Source organism: Saccharopolyspora sp. NPDC049426 (assembly GCF_040676935.1).
Classification (GTDB): Bacteria; Actinomycetota; Actinomycetes; order Mycobacteriales; family Pseudonocardiaceae; genus Saccharopolyspora.
Map to the genome: position 1 here is coordinate 555700 of NZ_JBFAPZ010000001.1, position 18932 is coordinate 574631.

General features: G+C 68.6%; 10 protein-coding genes. All 10 read left to right on the forward strand.

Going from position 1 to position 18932, the window contains the following annotated elements; translation table 11 throughout:
* The first annotated feature begins 8 nt into the window (after window positions 1-8).
* The 10 genes from AB0J78_RS02705 (at window position 9) to fusA (ending at window position 18855) form a co-directional block, all read left to right on the forward strand.
* Complete coding sequence (locus AB0J78_RS02705; protein WP_363786218.1) at window positions 9-317, forward strand: ESX-1 secretion-associated protein; 309 nt, start codon at window positions 9-11, stop codon at window positions 315-317.
* Complete coding sequence (locus AB0J78_RS02710; RefSeq protein ID WP_363786220.1) at window positions 314-5311, forward strand: hypothetical protein; 4998 nt, start codon at window positions 314-316, stop codon at window positions 5309-5311. Before AB0J78_RS02705 ends, AB0J78_RS02710 begins: the two co-directional genes overlap by 4 nt.
* A gap of 7 nt (window positions 5312-5318) precedes the next feature.
* Window positions 5319-5672, forward strand: coding sequence for a hypothetical protein (locus tag AB0J78_RS02715; RefSeq protein WP_363786222.1), 354 nt, complete (start codon window positions 5319-5321; stop codon window positions 5670-5672).
* Window positions 5669-7696: an ADP-ribosylglycohydrolase family protein gene (locus AB0J78_RS02720; protein WP_363786224.1), complete on the forward strand. Its 2028-nt coding sequence runs from the start codon at window positions 5669-5671 to the stop codon at window positions 7694-7696. Before AB0J78_RS02715 ends, AB0J78_RS02720 begins: the two co-directional genes overlap by 4 nt.
* A 39-nt stretch (window positions 7697-7735) precedes the next feature.
* Window positions 7736-9952 (forward strand): ADP-ribosylglycohydrolase family protein, encoded by a 2217-nt coding sequence (locus AB0J78_RS02725; RefSeq protein ID WP_363786226.1) that lies wholly within the window; start codon window positions 7736-7738, stop codon window positions 9950-9952.
* Between the two features lie 17 nt (window positions 9953-9969).
* Window positions 9970-13872 (forward strand): ADP-ribosylglycohydrolase family protein, encoded by a 3903-nt coding sequence (locus tag AB0J78_RS02730; protein ID WP_363786228.1) that lies wholly within the window; start codon window positions 9970-9972, stop codon window positions 13870-13872.
* Complete coding sequence (locus tag AB0J78_RS02735; protein WP_363786230.1) at window positions 13869-15305, forward strand: TNT domain-containing protein; 1437 nt, start codon at window positions 13869-13871, stop codon at window positions 15303-15305. The genes AB0J78_RS02730 and AB0J78_RS02735 overlap by 4 nt, the downstream gene beginning before the upstream one ends.
* 506 nt (window positions 15306-15811) lie before the next feature.
* Window positions 15812-16186 carry a 30S ribosomal protein S12 gene (gene rpsL / locus AB0J78_RS02740; RefSeq protein ID WP_009948619.1) on the forward strand — a complete coding sequence of 125 codons (375 nt, stop codon included), beginning with the start codon at window positions 15812-15814 and terminating at the stop codon, window positions 16184-16186.
* Window positions 16186-16656 carry a 30S ribosomal protein S7 gene (gene rpsG, locus AB0J78_RS02745; RefSeq protein ID WP_132673935.1) on the forward strand — a complete coding sequence of 157 codons (471 nt, stop codon included), beginning with the start codon at window positions 16186-16188 and terminating at the stop codon, window positions 16654-16656. The genes rpsL and rpsG overlap by 1 nt, the downstream gene beginning before the upstream one ends.
* A gap of 96 nt (window positions 16657-16752) precedes the next feature.
* Window positions 16753-18855, forward strand: a complete 2103-nt coding sequence (fusA, locus tag AB0J78_RS02750) for an elongation factor G (protein WP_363786233.1) — start codon at window positions 16753-16755, stop codon at window positions 18853-18855.
* The last annotated feature ends 77 nt before the right edge of the window (window positions 18856-18932 follow it).

Sequence of the window (18932 nt, forward strand, 5' to 3'; positions counted from 1 at the left end):
GACTGCACATGCCTGACGAGATGAACGTCGCGATCGAGAACCTGCGCACCCACGCGTCCAAAGTGGATGGTGTGGTGGACCAGCTGAGCACGGCCGTCGACGTCTCGCAGCAGGTTTCGCTGAACAACGACGCCTACGGCATCCTGTGCCGGCCCTTCGCGTGGATGATCGACCCGGTCGAGCAGAACGGCGTCGATGCGCTGCGGGAGGCCGTGACGTCGATGCGGCAGATCGCCGACGACGTGCGCGCCACCGCCGAGGACTACCAGCAGGTCGACGACTCCAACAGCGCCCTCATCCGAGGGGTCCAGCCGTGACGAACCCGCTCGTCGAGAAGCAGCCGGAGAGCAACGACGGCTTCATCACCCAGGGCAGCGGTGACGCGGGCTGGGCGAGCGGCATCGGCATCGCCGAATCCGTCAACGACGTCTCCAGCCTCAACGAAGGTTCGAGCTGGGTCGAGTCCGGGCTCGCCTACGGAGGGCTCGCGATGGAGGGCATCAGCCTCGCCGTCGACCCCATCGGCACCCTGCTCTCCTACGGGTTGTCCTGGTTGATCGAGCACGTCCAGCCGCTCAAGGAAGCTCTCGACTGGTTCGCAGGAGACCCCGACGGCGTCGCCGCCTACGGCAAGACCTGGGAGAACGTCTCCAAGGCTGTCGAGGAGGCCGCCCAGCAGTACAAGGACGCCGTCAAGGCCGACACCGCGAGCTGGACCGGTGCCGCGGGCGACGCCTACCGCAAGACCGCCGCCGAGAAGGGCGAAGCGCTCGCCGGAGCGGCGAAGCTCGCCGGGACCATCAGCTCGGTCGTGACGATCATGGGCGAGGTCGTCTCGTTCGTCCGCGAGTTCGTCCGCGACCTGGTCGCCGACTGCATCTCGCGGCTGATCACCTACGCGCTGGAAGCCCTGCTGCCGCCGATCGCATCGCTGGCCTGGGTGATCCCGCAGGCGGTCGCGTTCATCTCCAAGACGGTCACCAAGATCGCCGACATCGTCGGCAAGCTGACCAGGACGATCAGCAACGTCTCCCCGAAGCTCGCCAAGCTCGCCGAGGTCTTCGGCGACGTCATGAAAACCCTCGGCGACAAGGGCAAGGCCGGTGCCGGGGCGATCGGGAAGGTCGCCGAGAAGCTCGACGTCGCCGAGCGGATCGCGGAGAAGACGTGGAAGAAGGTCGACGACACCTTCGGCACCGACGTCGTCGGCAAGCACAACGCCAAGTTCGGCGGCGGCCCGGACGCGCCGAGCTCGGGAGACGGCGAGTCGTCCTCGGGTGATTCGGCTTCCGGTGGTGGGGAGTCAGGTCCTCGGTCGTCGAGCGGTGCTTCGGGGCAGGGGGATTCGCCGTCTTCGGCCCGCTCGGAATCCACCGGGGAGACCGGCTCTCCGCGTTCCGAGTCCACTTCGGACGGTTCGTCCGCCGGTGAATCCGCCGGCGGGCGCGGCGACGTGGGCGCGGATTCGCGGTCGAGCGCTGATTCGGGTGCATCGACGCGCATCGATTCCGGTGCCGGGTCGCAGGACGGTTCGAACTCCGGCGGTTCGGCTCGGTCCGACACCCAGTCGCAGGACGGTTCGGGCTCGGGTGGTTCGAACCGCACCGATTCCGGTTCTCAGTCGCAGGATGCTTCGGACTCGACGCGATCCGACTCCGGTTCGGGATCGCAGTCGCAGGCCGATTCCAATCCGAGCTCGGGCTCTCAGCCGCACGCGGACTCCGGAGGACCGCAGGCTCGCCCCGATTCGGGGACCCAGTCGCACGCGGACCCGGGTGGAGCGACTCGCGCCGACACGGGGTCGAGCAACGCCGGCTCGTCCAGTGCGAACAGCTCCGACGTCCCGCGAGCCCCCTCCAGCACCTCGGCGGCCGCCGTCGACGCCCCGGCCAGGCCGGACGCGGCCGCGCCGCAGTCGGCCCCTGCGGCTCCGCGCCCGGACCAGCCCTCGGGCAACGCCCCTGCCAGCGCAGCGGGCTCTCCGGCGAGCCCGTCGGCTCCCGGCGGCGCAACGCCGTCGCCGCGCGGTGGACGTCAGGGGCAGGGCGGCTGGACTGGCACCTCGGGGCATCCGGGCGCCGTCCGCGACCTCCCCACCAACGCGCCTCGGACGCCGCGTTCCCCGAGCCACCCCGCGGGCCCGCGCCTGGACGCCCCGGCCCCCGCGCGCGCCCCCAGGGGCGGGATGCCGCCTCGCCAGGCCCCGCACGCGCCCGGGCCGATGCGGCCTGTCCGGTCCGGCGCGCCCCACGCTCCGATCCGGCAGGGAACGCCGGTGCAGCGACCGCAGGGCGCCCCGCCTCGGCCGCCCCACCTGCGCACCGCGGATTCGCCCCGCACGCCGATCCCGTCCCAGCGCGCTCCGGAAACGCCGAACAGCCTTGCTGAACAGCCAAAACTCGATGAGCCGAAGGTTTCGACGGCGGAGTCGATGGCGGCCGAGACCCCGCCGAAGGACCAGTGGCAGGCCGGTCATCACATGGTCGACCACACCCCTCGCCTCAACATCTCGCCCGAGCTCCGGGAGAAGCTCGGGCCGTTCCGACGCGACATCGAAGCCACCGGCGCGGGCCTGTCGTTCACCAAGCCCCCGGTGACGAACTACTTCGGCCGAGCCGAATGGGCGCACAAGCGGCCGAGGTGCTCGGTCGACCCGAACCGCTTCACGGTCGAGATGCACGGCGGCCCGAACGGCGTGAAGTTCAAGCACATCGATCTCGACGCCAAGGAACTCGCCGAGATCATCAGAGGCTCCTCGGGCTACAAGGAAGGCACGCCGATCCGCCTGGTCTCCTGCGAGACCGGCGCCGACGTGCCCGATGGCTCCAAGAACTTCGCCCAGCAGCTCTCCGAAGAACTGGGCGTGGAGGTGCTGGCCCCGAACACCAACGCGTGGGTCGACAACCACGGCAACATCTACGCCAGCGAATCCAGCGCCAAGTTCGACAAGGACGAGTCAGGCACGCCGAAACCCCGCCTCGACTCCCCCGGCGAGTGGACCGCCTTCCGCCCCGACGGCACCAAAGCCGTCCACAGCAGCCCCTACCCACCGGGCCACCAACCGGAATGGGTCCGCCACGGCGTCCAAGCCGAGAGCGCCCAGATCCGAGGCATCTTCGGCCGACGCAAGGACGAAGACTTCTCCATCGACCCGGTCACCGGCCACAACTACAGCAACGCACCCCCACAGGGGCACTACGGCCCGCCACCGCAGAACCACGGCTACCACCCGCAGCAGCAGAGCTTCCAGCAAGCACCCAACCAGGGGTTCGCGCAGCAACCGCAGCATCAGGGCTACCCACAGCAGGGATATCCCCAGCAGGGCTACCAGCCGCAGGCGTACCCGCATCAGGCCTACCCGCAGCCCGGACCGGCACAGCCACACCCGCAACCGAGTGCGCCCCCGCACTACTCGAACCAGCCGTACCAGGGCTACCCGCAGCAGCCGAATTCGCCGCAGGGGTATCCGCAGCACAGCGCTCCGCAAAATCACCCGCAGCAGCCGAGCGGTGGCTACCCGCAGCAGCCGCAGCACGTCTCGCAGCAGGGCGTGCACTCGCCGCACCCGCAACACCAGGCTGCGAACCCGCAACCTCCGCAACAAGGCGCCTACCCGCCCCCGCAGCAGCCTCAGGGCGGGTACGCGCCTCCGCAGCAGCCCGCACACACGCAGCCTCGGCAGAGGCCACCGCAGCAGGGCTTCTCGCCACAAGGAGGGCGACCGAACGCCTTCCGGCCCAGCAATCCGGCACAGCCGTGGCACGGGGCGCAGAACGCCCCCGCCCCTGCTCAGGGCGGGTACGGGTCGAGGGCACAGCCCCAACAGCCGTACGGGCATGCGCCGAACGCCGCTGCGCCGACTTCGAACCCGACCGCGCCGGGCGCGCCCGGTCAGCCGCAAACACCGTGGAACAACGCGACTCCGCAGCCCCCGTCAGCACCGCAGCAACCTGCCGCGCCGAACCCGAGGCCGCAGCCCCCCGGGCCCCCGACAACCCACCAACCTGCCGCGCACCAGGGCGGGGGCGCATCACGCCAGCTGGACGGTGTCGGGCCATCCGCTCCGAACGGGCCGGCTGCGCCTGCGGCGACACCGTCGAAGCCCGTGCTCGACGACTTCACCCCGGCGCAGTCCGGCACGCCCTCCGCAGCGCATGCTCCGGCGGATTCCTCCTGGAAATCTGACTTCGAACCAGCGGGCGGTTCGAAGCCCGCGCCCGTTGCGTCCAGCTCGCACGCGACCCCCTCGACGTCGAAGCCCGTCCTGGACGATTTCGACCCAGGCCCCGCCCACCACGAGACACCGCACACCCCGAACAAGGTCGAAGGCGACTTCGCGCCGAAGGACGCGCCGCAGCAACAGGCGCCGTGGTCCAACGCTCCGCGCGGTTCGACGCCCCCTGACGCTCAGCGGCCGCAGGACTCACCCGGCCAGCACCAATCTTCTGCCGGGGGCGCTGGGCAGCCGAACTCCCCGCACGGTTCCTCTCAACCGGTGAATCCAGCAGGTTCTCCGCACGTCCAAGGCGGAGGCTCGACTGGTGGAGCTGGTGCGGCGAGCTTCCCGTCCTCGCCCGATGCGACGCCTCCGAGTCGTTCCTTCGAAGACTTCCTGCGTGACAACGGTTTCGAACAGGGATCGTTGGTCCCGAATGCTCCGCACGCTGATGCGCCTGAACTCGGCGACCGCAATCCGCTCGACGAGTTCGACTTCTTCGGCGACAAGGACTTCCGCGCAACAGCCGATGACCACTCGGCGCTCCGACAGCTCGGCAAGGTGCTCAGCGATGCCGAGATCCAGGAAATCCGGGGGCGAAGGCCGGACATCGAGCACATCACCGACGAAGAGCTCTCGGCGATGTACCTCTACACCGGTATGGATCACCAGTACTGGAACGAGGCCCTGCGCAACGGGGACGTCGAAGAGGTGCGCAAGTACGAGACCGTGATCAGGAACGCCGTCTCGGGGATGAACAAGCTCCCGGACTGGACTTCGACTCCGGAGGTCCCGAAGGTTCACCGCGGTATCTACATCGATTCCTGGGACATGGACAACTTCCTGGACCGGTACTCGGATGGGGCAGAGGTCACGGAGAACGCCTTTACGAGTTCTTCAAAGTCGGATCCGTTCCCGGGCAATGTTGAGTTCGTGATCGAGGCCCGCGAAGGCAAGGATCTTGAGTTCCTCAAGCCGTATGGGGGCATGCGCGAAGTGGCGTGGCCACCGGGGAATCGCTTCGCAGTCAGCAGTCGCGAGTTCAACGAGGATACGGGTAAGTGGACGATCCGGCTGAAGGATCTTGGAAGGTGAGATGGCCATGCGCGAGGAGGTGACGTGGCCACCGGGTAGTCGCTTCGAAATCCTGAGCAAGGAGTTCAGTGATGATTTGGGGAAGTGGGTTGTCCGCCTCCGGGACCGTGGGGTTACACCGCTGAGTCACGAGGAGCTCGTGCGGAAGTACAGCACGGACTGGAGCAAGCGGTCTCCAGAAGAAAGAGCGGCGGCCGAGGCTGATCGGGAGTGGTTGCGCGAGTTGCATCGCAGCGGCCGTCGGTCGACTCCCAAGCCGGGGGACAATTTCCCCATCGGGCTGGATGACAACTTCAAGCCCTTCCCCGCCAAGCGCAGGCGTGACGCGGGGAATGCAGCCGAGGACGGAGAAGCGGGATGAGTCAGCAAGGGCCGACGACCGCGCTTGAGCAGGCCATCGAGCGGTACGCGAGCGACCCCGAGGCCATCGATCAGGTCTACCGGGAGTTCTTGGTCGCGAAGTTGCTCCTGGTGACGTCCGAGGATTCGTCGGACCCGGTCATGGTCAGCGTCGAAGGTCAGGAGAAGCAGCAGGTCTGGGTGTGCACGAACAAGAAGGCCGTGCCGGACTTCGCTCCGGGCACGACCGTCGTGAACGGGTACCAGCTGCTGCCGATGTTGCCCGAGTTGAACGTGCACGTCGCAACCTCTCCTGAAGCCCAAGACGTGATGCTGATCGGTTCGCGGACGATTCTGCACTCGGCACCCGAGATCACCGACGAGTTGCGGGCCGTGGCGCAGCAGCAGCCGGGAACCTGGGTCGGTGTGCCGGACCGCATGTACCAGGGACAGCCGCGCGACAAGGTCCCCGAGCACGCTTTCGTCGGTGAGTACTGGGTGGACGAGTCCGGTGCGGTGACCGGTCAGTACCGGCCGAGCTCGAAGTACAAGCCGTCTCCGCTGACATTGGGATTCCCGGAGCCGGTGAGCATGTTGGAGAAGGTCCTGCACCTGCACACCGCCGGATATGTCTCGACAGGCGCGCTCGTGACCGTCCTCGCGGACAGCGACTTCGCATTGGTGGTCGAGGAGGACGGGGTCGCCCCGATCTTCCCGCTCGGTGGCAGGAAGGTCCTGTTCGGTGCCTCGGCGGTCAAGTACGTCCCGGACTTCGCGAAGGGGGCGCACAAGGCCAACCTGGCCTCGATCGAGCCGTTCCTGGACGAAGCCGGCCTCGTGCTCGACATCGCCACGAGGCACCAGGCGTTCATCGAAGGCTCGATGCTCAAGCAGGAGCTCGAGAAGCGCCGAGCGGCTGGGCAGAACCCGCAGCCTGCTGCCGTGCCTGAGAAACCCATCGACGCCCACGAGCGGTTCCTCGGTTCCATGCTCGCTGGTGCGATGGGGGACGCGCTTGGGTATGCGATCGAGTTCAGCGACATCGACATGATCCGGCGGCATCACGGGGCTGATGGGGTGACCGGGCCGGTGTCGCGGGACGGGGTCGCTCAGATCTCCGATGACACCCAGATGATGCTGTTCACGTTGGAGGGCTTGGTCCGTGCGCATGTCGCGCGGCGGGTGGAGCCGCGGGACAACGATCCGGTTCCTGAGGTGCAGCACGCGTATCAGCGCTGGTACCACACGCAGGGGCCGGAGTGGCGTACCGCGGGTGGGCCTTACGCGCAGCACCTGCAGCGGCCTGACGGCTGGTTGATCACCAACTGGGAGCTGTTCGCGAGTCGGGCTCCGGGCAGCACCTGCATGTCGGCTCTGGCGAACTTCGCGCAGACCGGGGTCTTCGCGACTCCGCAGCATCGGATCAACAACTCCAAGGGCTGCGGCGGGGTGATGCGGGCGGCTCCGGTCGCGGCGTGGTCGAACGATCCGAGCGAGGTCTTCCTCGTTGCGGTGCGGACTGCCGCGCTGACGCACAGTCATCCGAGCGGGTTCCTGTCGGCCGGAGTGTTGGCGGTGATCGTGCATCAGCTGCTGCGCGAGGTTCCGCTGCACGATGCCGTGCGGATGGCGCGGGATCTGCTGACGCGGTGGCCGGAACACGAGGAGCAGCTGCAGATCCTCGACCGTGCGGTGGCGTTGGCTGACCGTGGTCGTGTGTCGCCGGAGGAGTTGAAGGCAGAGCTCGGCGAGGGCTGGGTGGGCGAAGAAGCGCTCGCCATCGGCCTTTACGCCGTGCTGGCCACGGACAACCTGCGTGATGCGCTGTTGCTCTCGGTGAACCACTCCGGTGATTCGGACTCGACGGGGATCGTGTGCGGCAACATCGGCGGCGCGCTGTACGGAACTCGCGCCATTCCGGCGGAGTGGCTGCAGACGTTGGAGCTGCGCCAGATCATCGAGACCCTCACCAACGATGCCCTGGCGGAGTTCAGCCCCGGCCCTCCCACCGACCCGTCGTGGACTCAGCGCTACCCCGCCTGGTGACTCACTTTCGAGCAGGCTCCTGAGGCACGGATGGTTGTGATGGGTAGTACTGGGGATGAGACTTTGCGCCGGCCGAGCAGGCGGACTCTGCTGGGAGGCGAGGGGCTCGTTGCGGAGCGTGCGCAGCGGTTCCTCGGTGCTGTTGTCGGGGCGTTGATCGGTGACTCGCTGGGCCACCGGGTGGCTTCTTTGGGCTGGCCGGAGATCCGGGAGCAGTTCGGCGAGTCCGGTGTGACCTCGCTGGAAGCGCGCACCGAGGATGAGCGGATGTCGGACGGTCTGGTGATGCTGGCGTTGTCGCTGGACGGCCGGATCAGGCTCGATCGTGCGCTGGTTCGCGGTGCGGATCCCGTGGCTGAGCTGCGCGCTACCTATGAACTGTGGACGTCGGATTCTGCGGAGGCATCGCAACGGGCAGGCTGGTTGGGAAAGCATCTTCCGCAACGGGTTCGCGGTTCTGGTGCGGTTGACGCCGTCGCGGCAGGTCTGTCCGGGCGATCGCTGAACCTCCCGGAATTCCTGTACGCGGCCATTCCCGCCAGTTCGTGGTCGCAGAGCAGTCGAGAGGTCATCGCGCACGCAGAGCAGGTGTGCGGTGTGCTCGGGAAATCCGGTGAGTCCGTAGCCGCGGTGCAAGCTCTGGCGGTGATCCTGCAGCAGGCCGTGATGACCAGGAACTACGTCCGCGGTTTCGGTCAGGTCATCGAGGTCGACGCCGATGAGTTCGGTTCCGGGCGCGAGGAGCTGCTGCACCTCATGCGGGCCGCTGATGCCTTGGCCCGCCCGGGCATCACGCCTGAGCAGGTCGAGACCCTCGGTGACGGTTCTACACCCGCTTCGGCGCTGGCGATCGCCGCGTGCGCGGTGCAATCCGCGGCGACGGACTTCGATGAAGCGATGCGAATCGCGGTCAACCACTCCGGCAACAGCGTGGTGACCGGAGCGCTGGCTGGGGCGATCATGGGTGCCGGCTTCGAAGGTCTCGACGTGATCCCCTCGCACTGGGCTGAAGGACTGTCGACGTCGGCCAAGCTGGTCTTCCGGCTCGCCCAGGACGTTCCTGCGCAGCTTGGTGACGTTCCCCGCGACGACGAGGAATGGAATCAGCGGTACCCGTTCCTGAGCGAAACCCGATCGGACACAGCAATGGCATCTGCTGCTTCACCCATCCATGCGCACGAGCGGTTCTTGGGGTCGATGCTCGGTGGGGCGATGGGAGATGGGCTCGGGTATGCGATCGAGTTCAAGGACATCGAGGTGCTGCGGCGGGATTACGGGCCAGCCGGGGTTACCGGGCCTGTGCTTCGGCAGGGGGTTGCCCGGGTTTCTGATGACACGCAGATGATGTTGTTCACGCTCGAAGGGTTGATTCGGGCGCATGTGGCGCGGCGGATGAAGCCGACCGACAACGATCCGGTTCCTGAGGTGCAGCACGCGTATCAGCGCTGGTACCACACGCAGGGGCGGGACTGGTTGACCGCAGGTGGTCCCTATGCGCAGCACCTGCGCCGGCCCGACGGCTGGTTGATCACCAACCCCGGGTTGTTCGATACCCGGGCTCCGGGGAACACCTGCATGACGGCTCTGTCGAACTTCGCGCAGACGGGGGTTTCGGCTACTCCGCGGCATCGGACCAACGATTCCAAGGGGTGCGGCGGTGTGATGCGGGCTGCGCCGGTGGCGGTGTGGTCGAACGATCCTGCGGAGGTGTTCTACGCGGCCGTCGGGACCGCGGCGTTGACGCACAGCCATCCCAGCGGGTTCTTGTCGGCCGGGGTGTTGGCGGTGATCGTGCACCAGCTGATCCGCGAGGTTCCGCTGCGCGAGTCCGTGCGGTTGGCGCGGGAGTTGCTGACGCGGTGGCGGGAGCACGAGGAACAGCTTCAGATCCTCGACAAGGCGGTCGCGCTGGCCGAGCGCGGAGTCGTTTCGCCCGAGGAGATCGCGCAGGAGCTGGGTGGTGGCTGGGTCGGCGAGGAAGCTCTCGCGATCGGGCTCTACGCCGTTCTGGCCACCGACGACCTGCGCGATGCACTGCTTCTTTCGGTGAACCACTCGGGGGACTCGGACTCCACCGGGATGGTGTGCGGCAACATTGGCGGGGCGCTCCACGGGGCCCGGGCCATTCCAGCGGACTGGTTGGGGACCCTCGAACTGCGCGGACTGGTCGAAACCGTGGCCAAGGATGCGCTGGCGGAGTTCAGCCCGGGACCACCGACGGACCCGGGGTGGGCGCAGCGCTACCCCGCCTGGTGAGCAACGAGGAGAAGGCGATGACCGACCCGCAACGACAGCTGAGCTGGGCCGATCGTTTCCGAGGTGCGCTGCTCGGCGGCGCCGTGGGCGATGCCCTCGGTGCCGGGGTCCGGCACACCTCGACCGCCGAGATACAGCAGTGGTTCGGCCCGCGCGGCGTCGTCGACTACCTCCCCGTCTACGGGAGGCGCGGCGCCGTCACCGATCTGACGCAGCTCACCGTGTTCACCCTCGAAGGCCTGCTGCGCGCCAAGGCCGAGGGCTGCACCGGCTTACCGACCGAGTTCGTCTTCGCCAACCACCTGCGCTGGCTGCACACCCAGGGCGTGCCGTGGGAGTTCGCGATGTCGGCGTTCGCGGCGACCGAACCCGCGCCCACCAGCTGGCTGCTGGAACGTCGCGAGCTGTACTCGACCCGCAACCCGGCCGGCAACGCCCTCGGACTGCTCGGACGCATGGCGGCGCGGTCGCCGCTGGGACCCGACGGTCGCCTGCACCCGCCGGTCGACGCCGACGGTTCCGCCGACTACCCGGTGCTGGCAGCCCCGGCGATGGTGTGGTCCAACGTGCCCGAAGGCGTGTACGCGGCGGGCGCGGGCATCGCGAACCTCTACACCTCCGGCGCCAACTCCGTCGCCGCAGCCGGTGTGCACGCCGACGTGCTGGCGCAGCTCATCCGCGGCATCCCGCTGTGGGACGCCGTCACCAGCTCCGACCAGCGCAGGCTCAACGCCGCCTACCGGGTGGCCGGGGTGCCCGCCGACGTGCGGCGAACCGTGCACGCGGCCATGTTCACCGGTCAGCGCGGCGGAACCCCCGGCCCGCTGGACATCGACATCGAGTTCGACGTCGCCGACAAGCCCGGGGAGCTCGGCATCGCGCTCGCCGCGGTCGGCAGCACCCGCACCTTCGCCGACGCCGTGCAGGTCGCGGTGAACAACTCCGCCGACAGCGCCGTCACGGGTGCACTCGCCGGTCAGCTCGCGGGTGCGCTGCACGGCCCCGCCGCGATTCCCGCGCAGTGGCTGGACGAACTCGAACTCCGCCAGGTCATCGAGACCTTGTGCGGCGATGCGACCGAGGCGTTCGCGCCGCCGCCACCGCCGCAGTGGGCGCAGCGCTACACGCGCGGACCCCAGCAGACCGGACCTCGCCAGATCCCCGCCGGACCAGCGAAGACCGTCGAGGGCTCCGCTGAGCAGACGATGGTGATGCCGGCGATCACGGCCGACACCCCGCCGCCCGCCGCCCCGCTCACCTCGCCGCGGCCGGCCGCACCGGAGCCGCCGGTCGCTCAACGGCCCGTCGCCCCGCAGCCCCCAGTCGCCCCGGAGCCGCCGGTCGCGCAGGCCCCCGCGCCGGAACCCGTCGTCAAGCCGGAACCGCCTGCGCGGGAGGAGATTCCGCGATTCGAGGTGCGGAACGCCGGCCAGATCGGCGCTCCGACGTTCCCGGCCTCCGCGCCCGCTGCCGAACCCGAGCGGGAAACCGAGACCACCGCGGTCTTCGCGGCCATCGGTTCCGAGCCCGACCAGGAACCCGATCGGACCCCCGTCGACCTCGAACCGCGTCCCCGCGCGCCCATCGACCTCCACCCGGGCGAAGCCGACGAGCCCGAACCGGAGGTCGCCGAACCCGCGCCGATCCCCGAAACACCCGTGGTCGACCTCGAACCCGAGCCGGAACCTGAGTCGGAGACCGAAACGACGCAGGTCGTCGAGGCCGTGTCCGACTCCGGTGAGCCCGCGGGTTCCACCGTCGTGGACGTGAGCGGCATCGGTTCGCCCTTCGACCTGATCGCCGTCCCCACGCGCGACGACAACGAACCCGAGCCGGACGCCCGCTTCACCCGCGACTCCGATCCCGAACTCCGCTTCGCCGACGCCGAGCCGGAGCCGACGCCGATCGACCTGAGACCGGACTCCGACGTGGTTCCCAACGTCGTTCCGGCTCTCGCGAAGCTCTCCTCGATCGAGCCGGAACCCGAACCGGTCGACGAGGAAGTCGAAGTGGTCGCGGAGGAGGCGGACGAAGTCACCGCCGAGCCGGAGGACTCCGAAGGCGAGGTTGCCGAGGCGGAAGTCGCCGAGACCGAAGACACTGAGCCGGAACACGCCGAAGCCGAGTTCGCCGCACCGGAAGACAACGAGCCGGAAGACGTCCAGGCTGAAGACACCGAGCCGGAAGACACCAGAGCCGAAGTCGTCGAAGAGGTTGAGGACGAGGCGACGGAAGAACCGCAGGAAGTCGAACCGAGCGAAACAGAGCCGGGCGAGGTCGAGTGGGACGAACTCGGGCGAGGTGAAACCGAGCAGGACGAGCCGGAGCTGCACGAGCTCGCGCGGGATGAAACCGAGTCGGACGAGACCGAGCTGGACGAGACCGAGCCTGACGAGGTCGCCTTCACCGAGGAGCCGGAGGAAGTCGAGTCGGCCACCTTCGCCGGGGAGCCGGCGGAGGACGCCGCTCCCGAACTCGACGAACCAGAAGACGACGTCACCACCGAGGACGCCGCTGCGGACACCGAGGACAGCGCCGCGGTCGAACCCGAGGACACCGTGGTCGACGTCGGCGAGGACATCCCCGCCGAGGCAGAACCGCAGGTGGTCGAGGCCCTTCCGATCTCGGTCGGCCGTCGCGTGCACGGCAAGAGTGAGGGGCCGGGCGACGCCGCACCGTCGCTGACCGAGCGTGTCCTGGGCTGCTTCCTCGGAGGCGCACTCGGCGACGCGCTGGGCGCGGACCTGGAGTTCATCACCGCCGCGCAGATCACCGAGCGCTTCGGCGCGACCGGTCCCAGCGGCCTGCGCGAGGCGTACGGCGTGCACGGGGCGATCACCGATGACACGCAGATGACGCTGTTCACCGCGGAGGGCCTGATCCGGGGAAGCGTCGCCGCGCGCACCCTCGGTGCCGTGGACCCGCTGCCCGAGGTGCAGCTGGCCTACCAGCGCTGGCTGCACACCCAGGGCGTCGAGTGGGACGCGGCGGCCGGCGAGTTCTTCGCCGACCACCCGGTGCCGGACGGCTGGTTGATCGAGGTCGCGGGCCTGTTCCACACCCGCGCCCCGGGCAAGACCATCTTCCGGGCGCTGACCGCCTTCGGCGACGGTCACCGGGCCGGTTCGCTGACCGAGAAGATCAACGACTCCAAGGGCTGCGGCGGCGCGATGCGCGCGGCACCGGTCGCGCTGACCTCCACCGATCCGGCCGAGGTGTTCGAGCTTGCGGCGCGCACCGCCGCGCTCACCCACAGCCACCCGGCCGGCTACCACTCCGCGGGCGCGCTGGCGGTGATCGTGCAGCAGGCGCTGCTGGGCCGCAGCCTCGACGACGGCGTGTGGCTGGCCCTGCAGGTGCTGGAGACCTGGGACGACCACGAGGAGACCACCGCCGCGATCAAGGCCGCCGTGGACCTGGCCGCCGAGGGCGTGCCGACGCCGGAGCGCGTCGCCGAGGTCCTCGGCGGTGGCTGGGTCGGCGAGCAGGCCGTGGCGATCGCGGTGTGCGCGGCGCTGGTGGCCGGCGAGGACGTGGAACTGGCGCTGAAGATCGCCGTGCACCACGACGGCGACAGCGACTCCACCGGCGCGATCTGCGGCAACATCGTCGGCGCGCTGCAGGGTGTGAGCGCGCTGCCGCTGGACTGGCTGGCCGAGCTGGAGCTGCGCGACGTCATCGAGCAGATGGCGCTGGACTGCGTCGCCGAGTTCGGCCGCGGTGGCTTCCAGCCGGGCCGCGCCGCCATCGACCCGCCGTCCGACCAGGACTGGAACGAGCGCTACCCGGTTCGGCCGCAGTGGTCGTCCGAACCGGCGACCGTCGGTGCCGACGCCGGGGGGTTCCCGTCGCCGAAGCCGGCACCTCGCCGCCGCCTCGACGGGGTGGCGAGCACCGAAACCGTTGAGGGGGACAGTTGATCAACGTCAGGCAGGGTGACCCGTTCCCGGTGCACCCGCCGTTCCCGGCGCCGGCCGCGTTCGGCGCGTTCCCGGACCGCACCGCGCAGCTGGCGGAGCTGCTGCAGGCGCTGCGAGCGGCGGTGGGTTCCGCCGAGGTCCGCTGCACGGCGCTGGGGACCCGCTTCGAGACCGACGCGACCGATGAGGTCTTCGAGCTGCTGCGCCGGATCCGCGACGTCGGCTACCGCCCGGACACCGGGGCCTGGACGTCCGCGGTGTTCTCCGGAGGTGAGCTGCACACCTCCCACGCCGAGCCGCAGTGGCGGAACGCGCCCGAGGACGGCCGCGCGCACCTCGACGAACTGCGGTTCTACCCGCGCCGCGACCCCGAGCAGTGGCTGCTCGCCCCGGCCTGGGACTACTTCGTGGACGCCGTCACCTACCCGGACGGGGCGACCGGCCCGCTGCGGATGCTGCCGGTGTTCGACGGCCGCGACGCGCAGGGCAGGCCGCAGGTGTTCCGGCCGGCGGTGCCGTGGATCGAGAAGCGCGAGGTGTTCAGCTACCTCAACGGCGGCGAGATCGTGCTGTCGGCGATGTCCACCGACGCCGACGAGCTCGACCCGGCCCGCGGCTCCGAGGTGCCCAAGCAGTTCCACACCGACGGCGTGTGGGTGTGGCCGCAGGCGATGGCCTACTACCTCGAAGAGCACGACATCGCGCCGCCGCCGGAGTTCCTCGACCACATCCGCCGCGCCCGCTACCAGGCGCCGACGACGGTCGCCGACGTCAAGTCGGCCGAGGCCAAGTCGCTGATCCTGGCCACCGACCCCGCCTCGATGCTGGCCCACCGGCCGGAGGACGCCTTCGTGGCGGTCGGCGCGCACCTGGCGGCGCAGGGCGTGAGCAGCCGGTTCTACAGCTTCGACGAGCCGGTCGGTGGCGGCTGGAGCATGCGGCCCGAGCCGGACGGCTGGTGGGCGGTGGAGGCCCACGACGACCGGCCGAACCCCAAGCACCGCTTCCCGGACCCGTGGACGGCGGGTTTCTTCCTGATCGGCGCGATGACCGTCGAGCGCGACCGCTACCTCCGGGAGCCGGACGAGCCGCTGCTGGACTTCGAGTGCCCGTGGCCGGAGATGGCCGACGAGCCGCCGCTGTCGTCCTACGACCAGAAGTTCGTGGTCCAGCTGCAGCCCGGTGACGAGCTCGACCGCTTCGGCGAACCGGTCGGCAACACCGCGTTCGTCGCGGGCACCACGATCCCGCAGCGCAGCATGCCGCCGGGTGGACAGCCGGGGCAGTACCGCCGCTACCGGGTGGTGAAGGCGTTCGACGCCATCACGGGCGTCGCCAGGCCTGAGCACGGCCAGGTCGGTGGCGGGACCGCCTACGTCCTGCCCAACTCCCTGAAAGTCCTGACCGAAGAGGGCTGGCTGACCGAAGCCTGAGCCGCCAACCGAGAACGGGGTGTCCGCGCGGACACCCCGTTCTCGGTTGGCGGGAGGGGCTTGTCACACGGGGTAGAATCCTGTGAGAAGTCGATGAGAGCTCGCACCTCATCTGTGGCGCGGAGCCCGCGCCGGGTGATCGAGCAGGTCAAGGGGACCCCCGTTTTGACCCTCTGAGAACGGGGCGGGTATCTTTGTTTATCGGACCCGACGCCAATCGGGTCGATCCGCATGCCCGTGCATGACGTGGCCGCCCGAGTGGAGGGCCGCGGCAGCGCCGAGGATGTGTGGAACTCTTCCGAAAACCCTCTGGGGTCTACCTCGGTTTCGGCCGGAACAGGCGCTGTGAGGGCCGAGGAGCGGGCGACACGCCCGACCTCGTGTGCGGGGGAGTCCCGAAACACAGTGCCTGACAGGTGCTCGACGCCCAGGGCACGCCGAAGCTCGAACGAGCGGCTGCTTGGTCGAGTACCTAAAAGACGCGAACGCTGACAGAAAGCCGGTCCATGCCCACCATCCAGCAGCTGGTCCGTAAGGGCCGCCAGGACAAGGTCGCCAAGACCAAGACCGCGGCGCTCAAGGGGAGCCCGCAGCGGCGTGGCGTGTGCACCCGCGTGTACACGACCACCCCGAAGAAGCCCAACTCGGCCCTGCGCAAGGTCGCTCGTGTCAAGCTGACCAGCGGCATCGAGGTCACGGCCTACATCCCGGGTGAGGGCCACAACCTGCAGGAGCACTCGATCGTGCTCGTTCGTGGCGGCCGTGTGAAGGACCTGCCCGGCGTGCGCTACAAGATCATCCGTGGTTCCGCTGACACCCAGGGTGTGAAGAACCGCAAGCAGGCTCGCAGCCGCTACGGCGCGAAGAAGGAGAAGAGCTGATGCCCCGCAAGGGTCCGGCCCCGAAGCGGCCGCTGCACGCTGATCCCGTGTACGGCTCGCCGCTGGTCACGCAGCTGGTGAACAAGATCCTCGTGGACGGCAAGCGTTCGCTGGCCGAGAAGATCGTCTACGCGGCCCTGGAAGGCTGCCGGGAGAAGACCGGTACCGACCCGGTCGTCACGCTGAAGCGTGCCCTGGACAACGTCAAGCCGACCCTGGAGGTCCGCAGCCGCCGCGTCGGTGGCGCGACCTACCAGGTGCCGATCGAGGTGCGGGCCGGCCGGTCCACCACTCTCGCGCTGCGCTGGCTGACCACCTACTCGCGGCAGCGTCGTGAGAAGACCATGGTCGAGCGCCTCATGAACGAGCTGCTGGACGCGAGCAACGGCCTCGGCGCGAGCGTCAAGAAGCGCGAAGACACGCACAAGATGGCGGAGTCCAACAAGGCCTTCGCGCACTACCGCTGGTGAAATCTGGTGGGTCTTGCCCGCCAGCCGAACCGATTCGACAGCTTTGCACCTGTCACCGCGACTTGCACCTGCTGTTAGGGAACGGGGAAGAATCTCGTGGCACGCGACGTGCTGACTGACCTGACCAAGGTCCGCAACATCGGCATCATGGCCCACATCGATGCGGGCAAGACCACCACGACCGAGCGGATCCTGTACTACACCGGGATCACGTACAAGATCGGCGAGGTGCACGACGGCGCCGCGACGATGGACTGGATGGAGGAGGAGCAGAAGCGGGGTATCACCATCACCTCGGCTGCTACCACCACCTTCTGGGGCGACACCCAGATCAACATCATCGACACCCCCGGCCACGTCGACTTCACCGTCGAGGTGGAGCGGTCGCTGCGCGTCCTCGACGGCGCGGTCGCGGTGTTCGACGGCAAGGAAGGTGTCGAGCCCCAGTCCGAGCAGGTCTGGCGCCAGGCGGACAAGTACGACGTCCCGCGCATCTGCTTCGTCAACAAGATGGACAAGCTGGGTGCGGACTTCTACTACACCGTCGGCACCATCGAGGACCGGCTGCACGCCAAGCCGCTGGTCCTGCAGCTGCCGATCGGTGCGGAGTCCGACTTCCAGGGCGTCATCGACCTGGTCCAGATGAAGGCTCTGACCTGGCGTGGCGAGGTGTCCAAGGGCACCGACTACGCGGTCGAGGAGATCCCGGCGGAGCTGGCCGACAAGGCCGCCGAGTACCGGGAGAAGCTGGTCGAGGCCGTCGCCGAGACCGATGAGGACCTCATGGAGGCCTACTTCGGTGGCGAGGAGCTGACCCTGGAGCAGATCAAGGAAGGCATCCGCAAGATCACCGTCGAGCGCAGCGCGTTCCCGGTTCTGTGCGGTACCGCGTTCAAGAACAAGGGCGTTCAGCCCATGCTCGACGCGGTCGTCGACTACCTGCCCTCGCCGCTGGACGTCCCCGCCGTGCAGGGAACCCTGCCGGACGGTGAGACCCCGGCGGAGCGCAAGCCGCGCACCGACGAGCCGTTCGCCGCGCTGGTCTCCAAGATCGCGGTGCACCCGTTCTTCGGCAAGCTGACCTACATCCGGGTCTACTCCGGCAAGGTCGCCTCCGGTGCCCAGGTCATCAACTCGACCAAGGGCCGCAAGGAGCGCATCGGGAAGATGTTCCAGATGCACTCCAACAAGGAGAACCCGGTCGAGGAGATCCAGGCCGGTCACATCTACGCGGTGATCGGTCTCAAGGAGACCACCACCGGTGACACCTTGTGCGACTCCGCGAACCCCATCGTCCTCGAGTCGATGACGTTCCCGGCGCCGGTCATCGAGGTGGCCATCGAGCCCAAGACGAAGGCTGACCAGGAGAAGCTCTCCACGGCGATCCAGAAGCTCGCCGAGGAGGACCCGACGTTCCAGGTGAAGCTGGACGACGAGACCGGTCAGACGATCATCAAGGGCATGGGTGAGCTGCACCTCGAGGTGCTGGTCAACCGCATGAAGACCGACTTCAAGGTCGAGGCGAACATCGGTAAGCCGCAGGTGGCCTACCGCGAGACGATTCGCAAGTCGATCGAGAAGTACGAGTACACGCACAAGAAGCAGACCGGTGGTTCCGGTCAGTTCGCGCGCGTGATCATCAAGCTCGACCCGATCGAGCAGACGTCCGACAGCGCGACCTACGAGTTCGACAACAAGGTCACCGGTGGTCGGATCCCGCGGGAGTACATCCCGTCGGTTGACCAGGGTGCGCAGGACGCCATGCAGTACGGCGTGCTGGCCGGCTACCCGCTGGTCGGCGTGAAGGTGACCTTGCTCGATGGTCAGTACCACGAGGTCGACTCGTCGGAAATGGCCTTCAAGGTCGCCGGTTCGATGGCGCTCAAGGAGGCATCCGCCAAGGCTTCTCCGGCGCTGCTCGAACCGATGATGGCGGTCGAGGTGACCACGCCCGAGGACTACATGGGCGAGGTCATCGGAGACCTGAACTCCCGCCGTGGCCACATCCAGGCCATGGAGGAGCGCAGCGGTACCCGCGTCGTCAAGGCTCTCGTGCCGCTGTCCGAGATGTTCGGGTACGTCGGCGACCTGCGGTCCAAGACCCAGGGTCGTGCCAACTACTCGATGGTGTTCGACTCCTACGCCGAGGTTCCGGCCGGTGTGGCTAAGGAGATCATCGCCAAGGCAACGGGCGAGTGACCCGCTGGTCGGCCTCGGGTGACCGGGGCCGGCCAAGAGGCGACGCCTCGCGAAGGCGACCGGGGAGCAATCCCCTC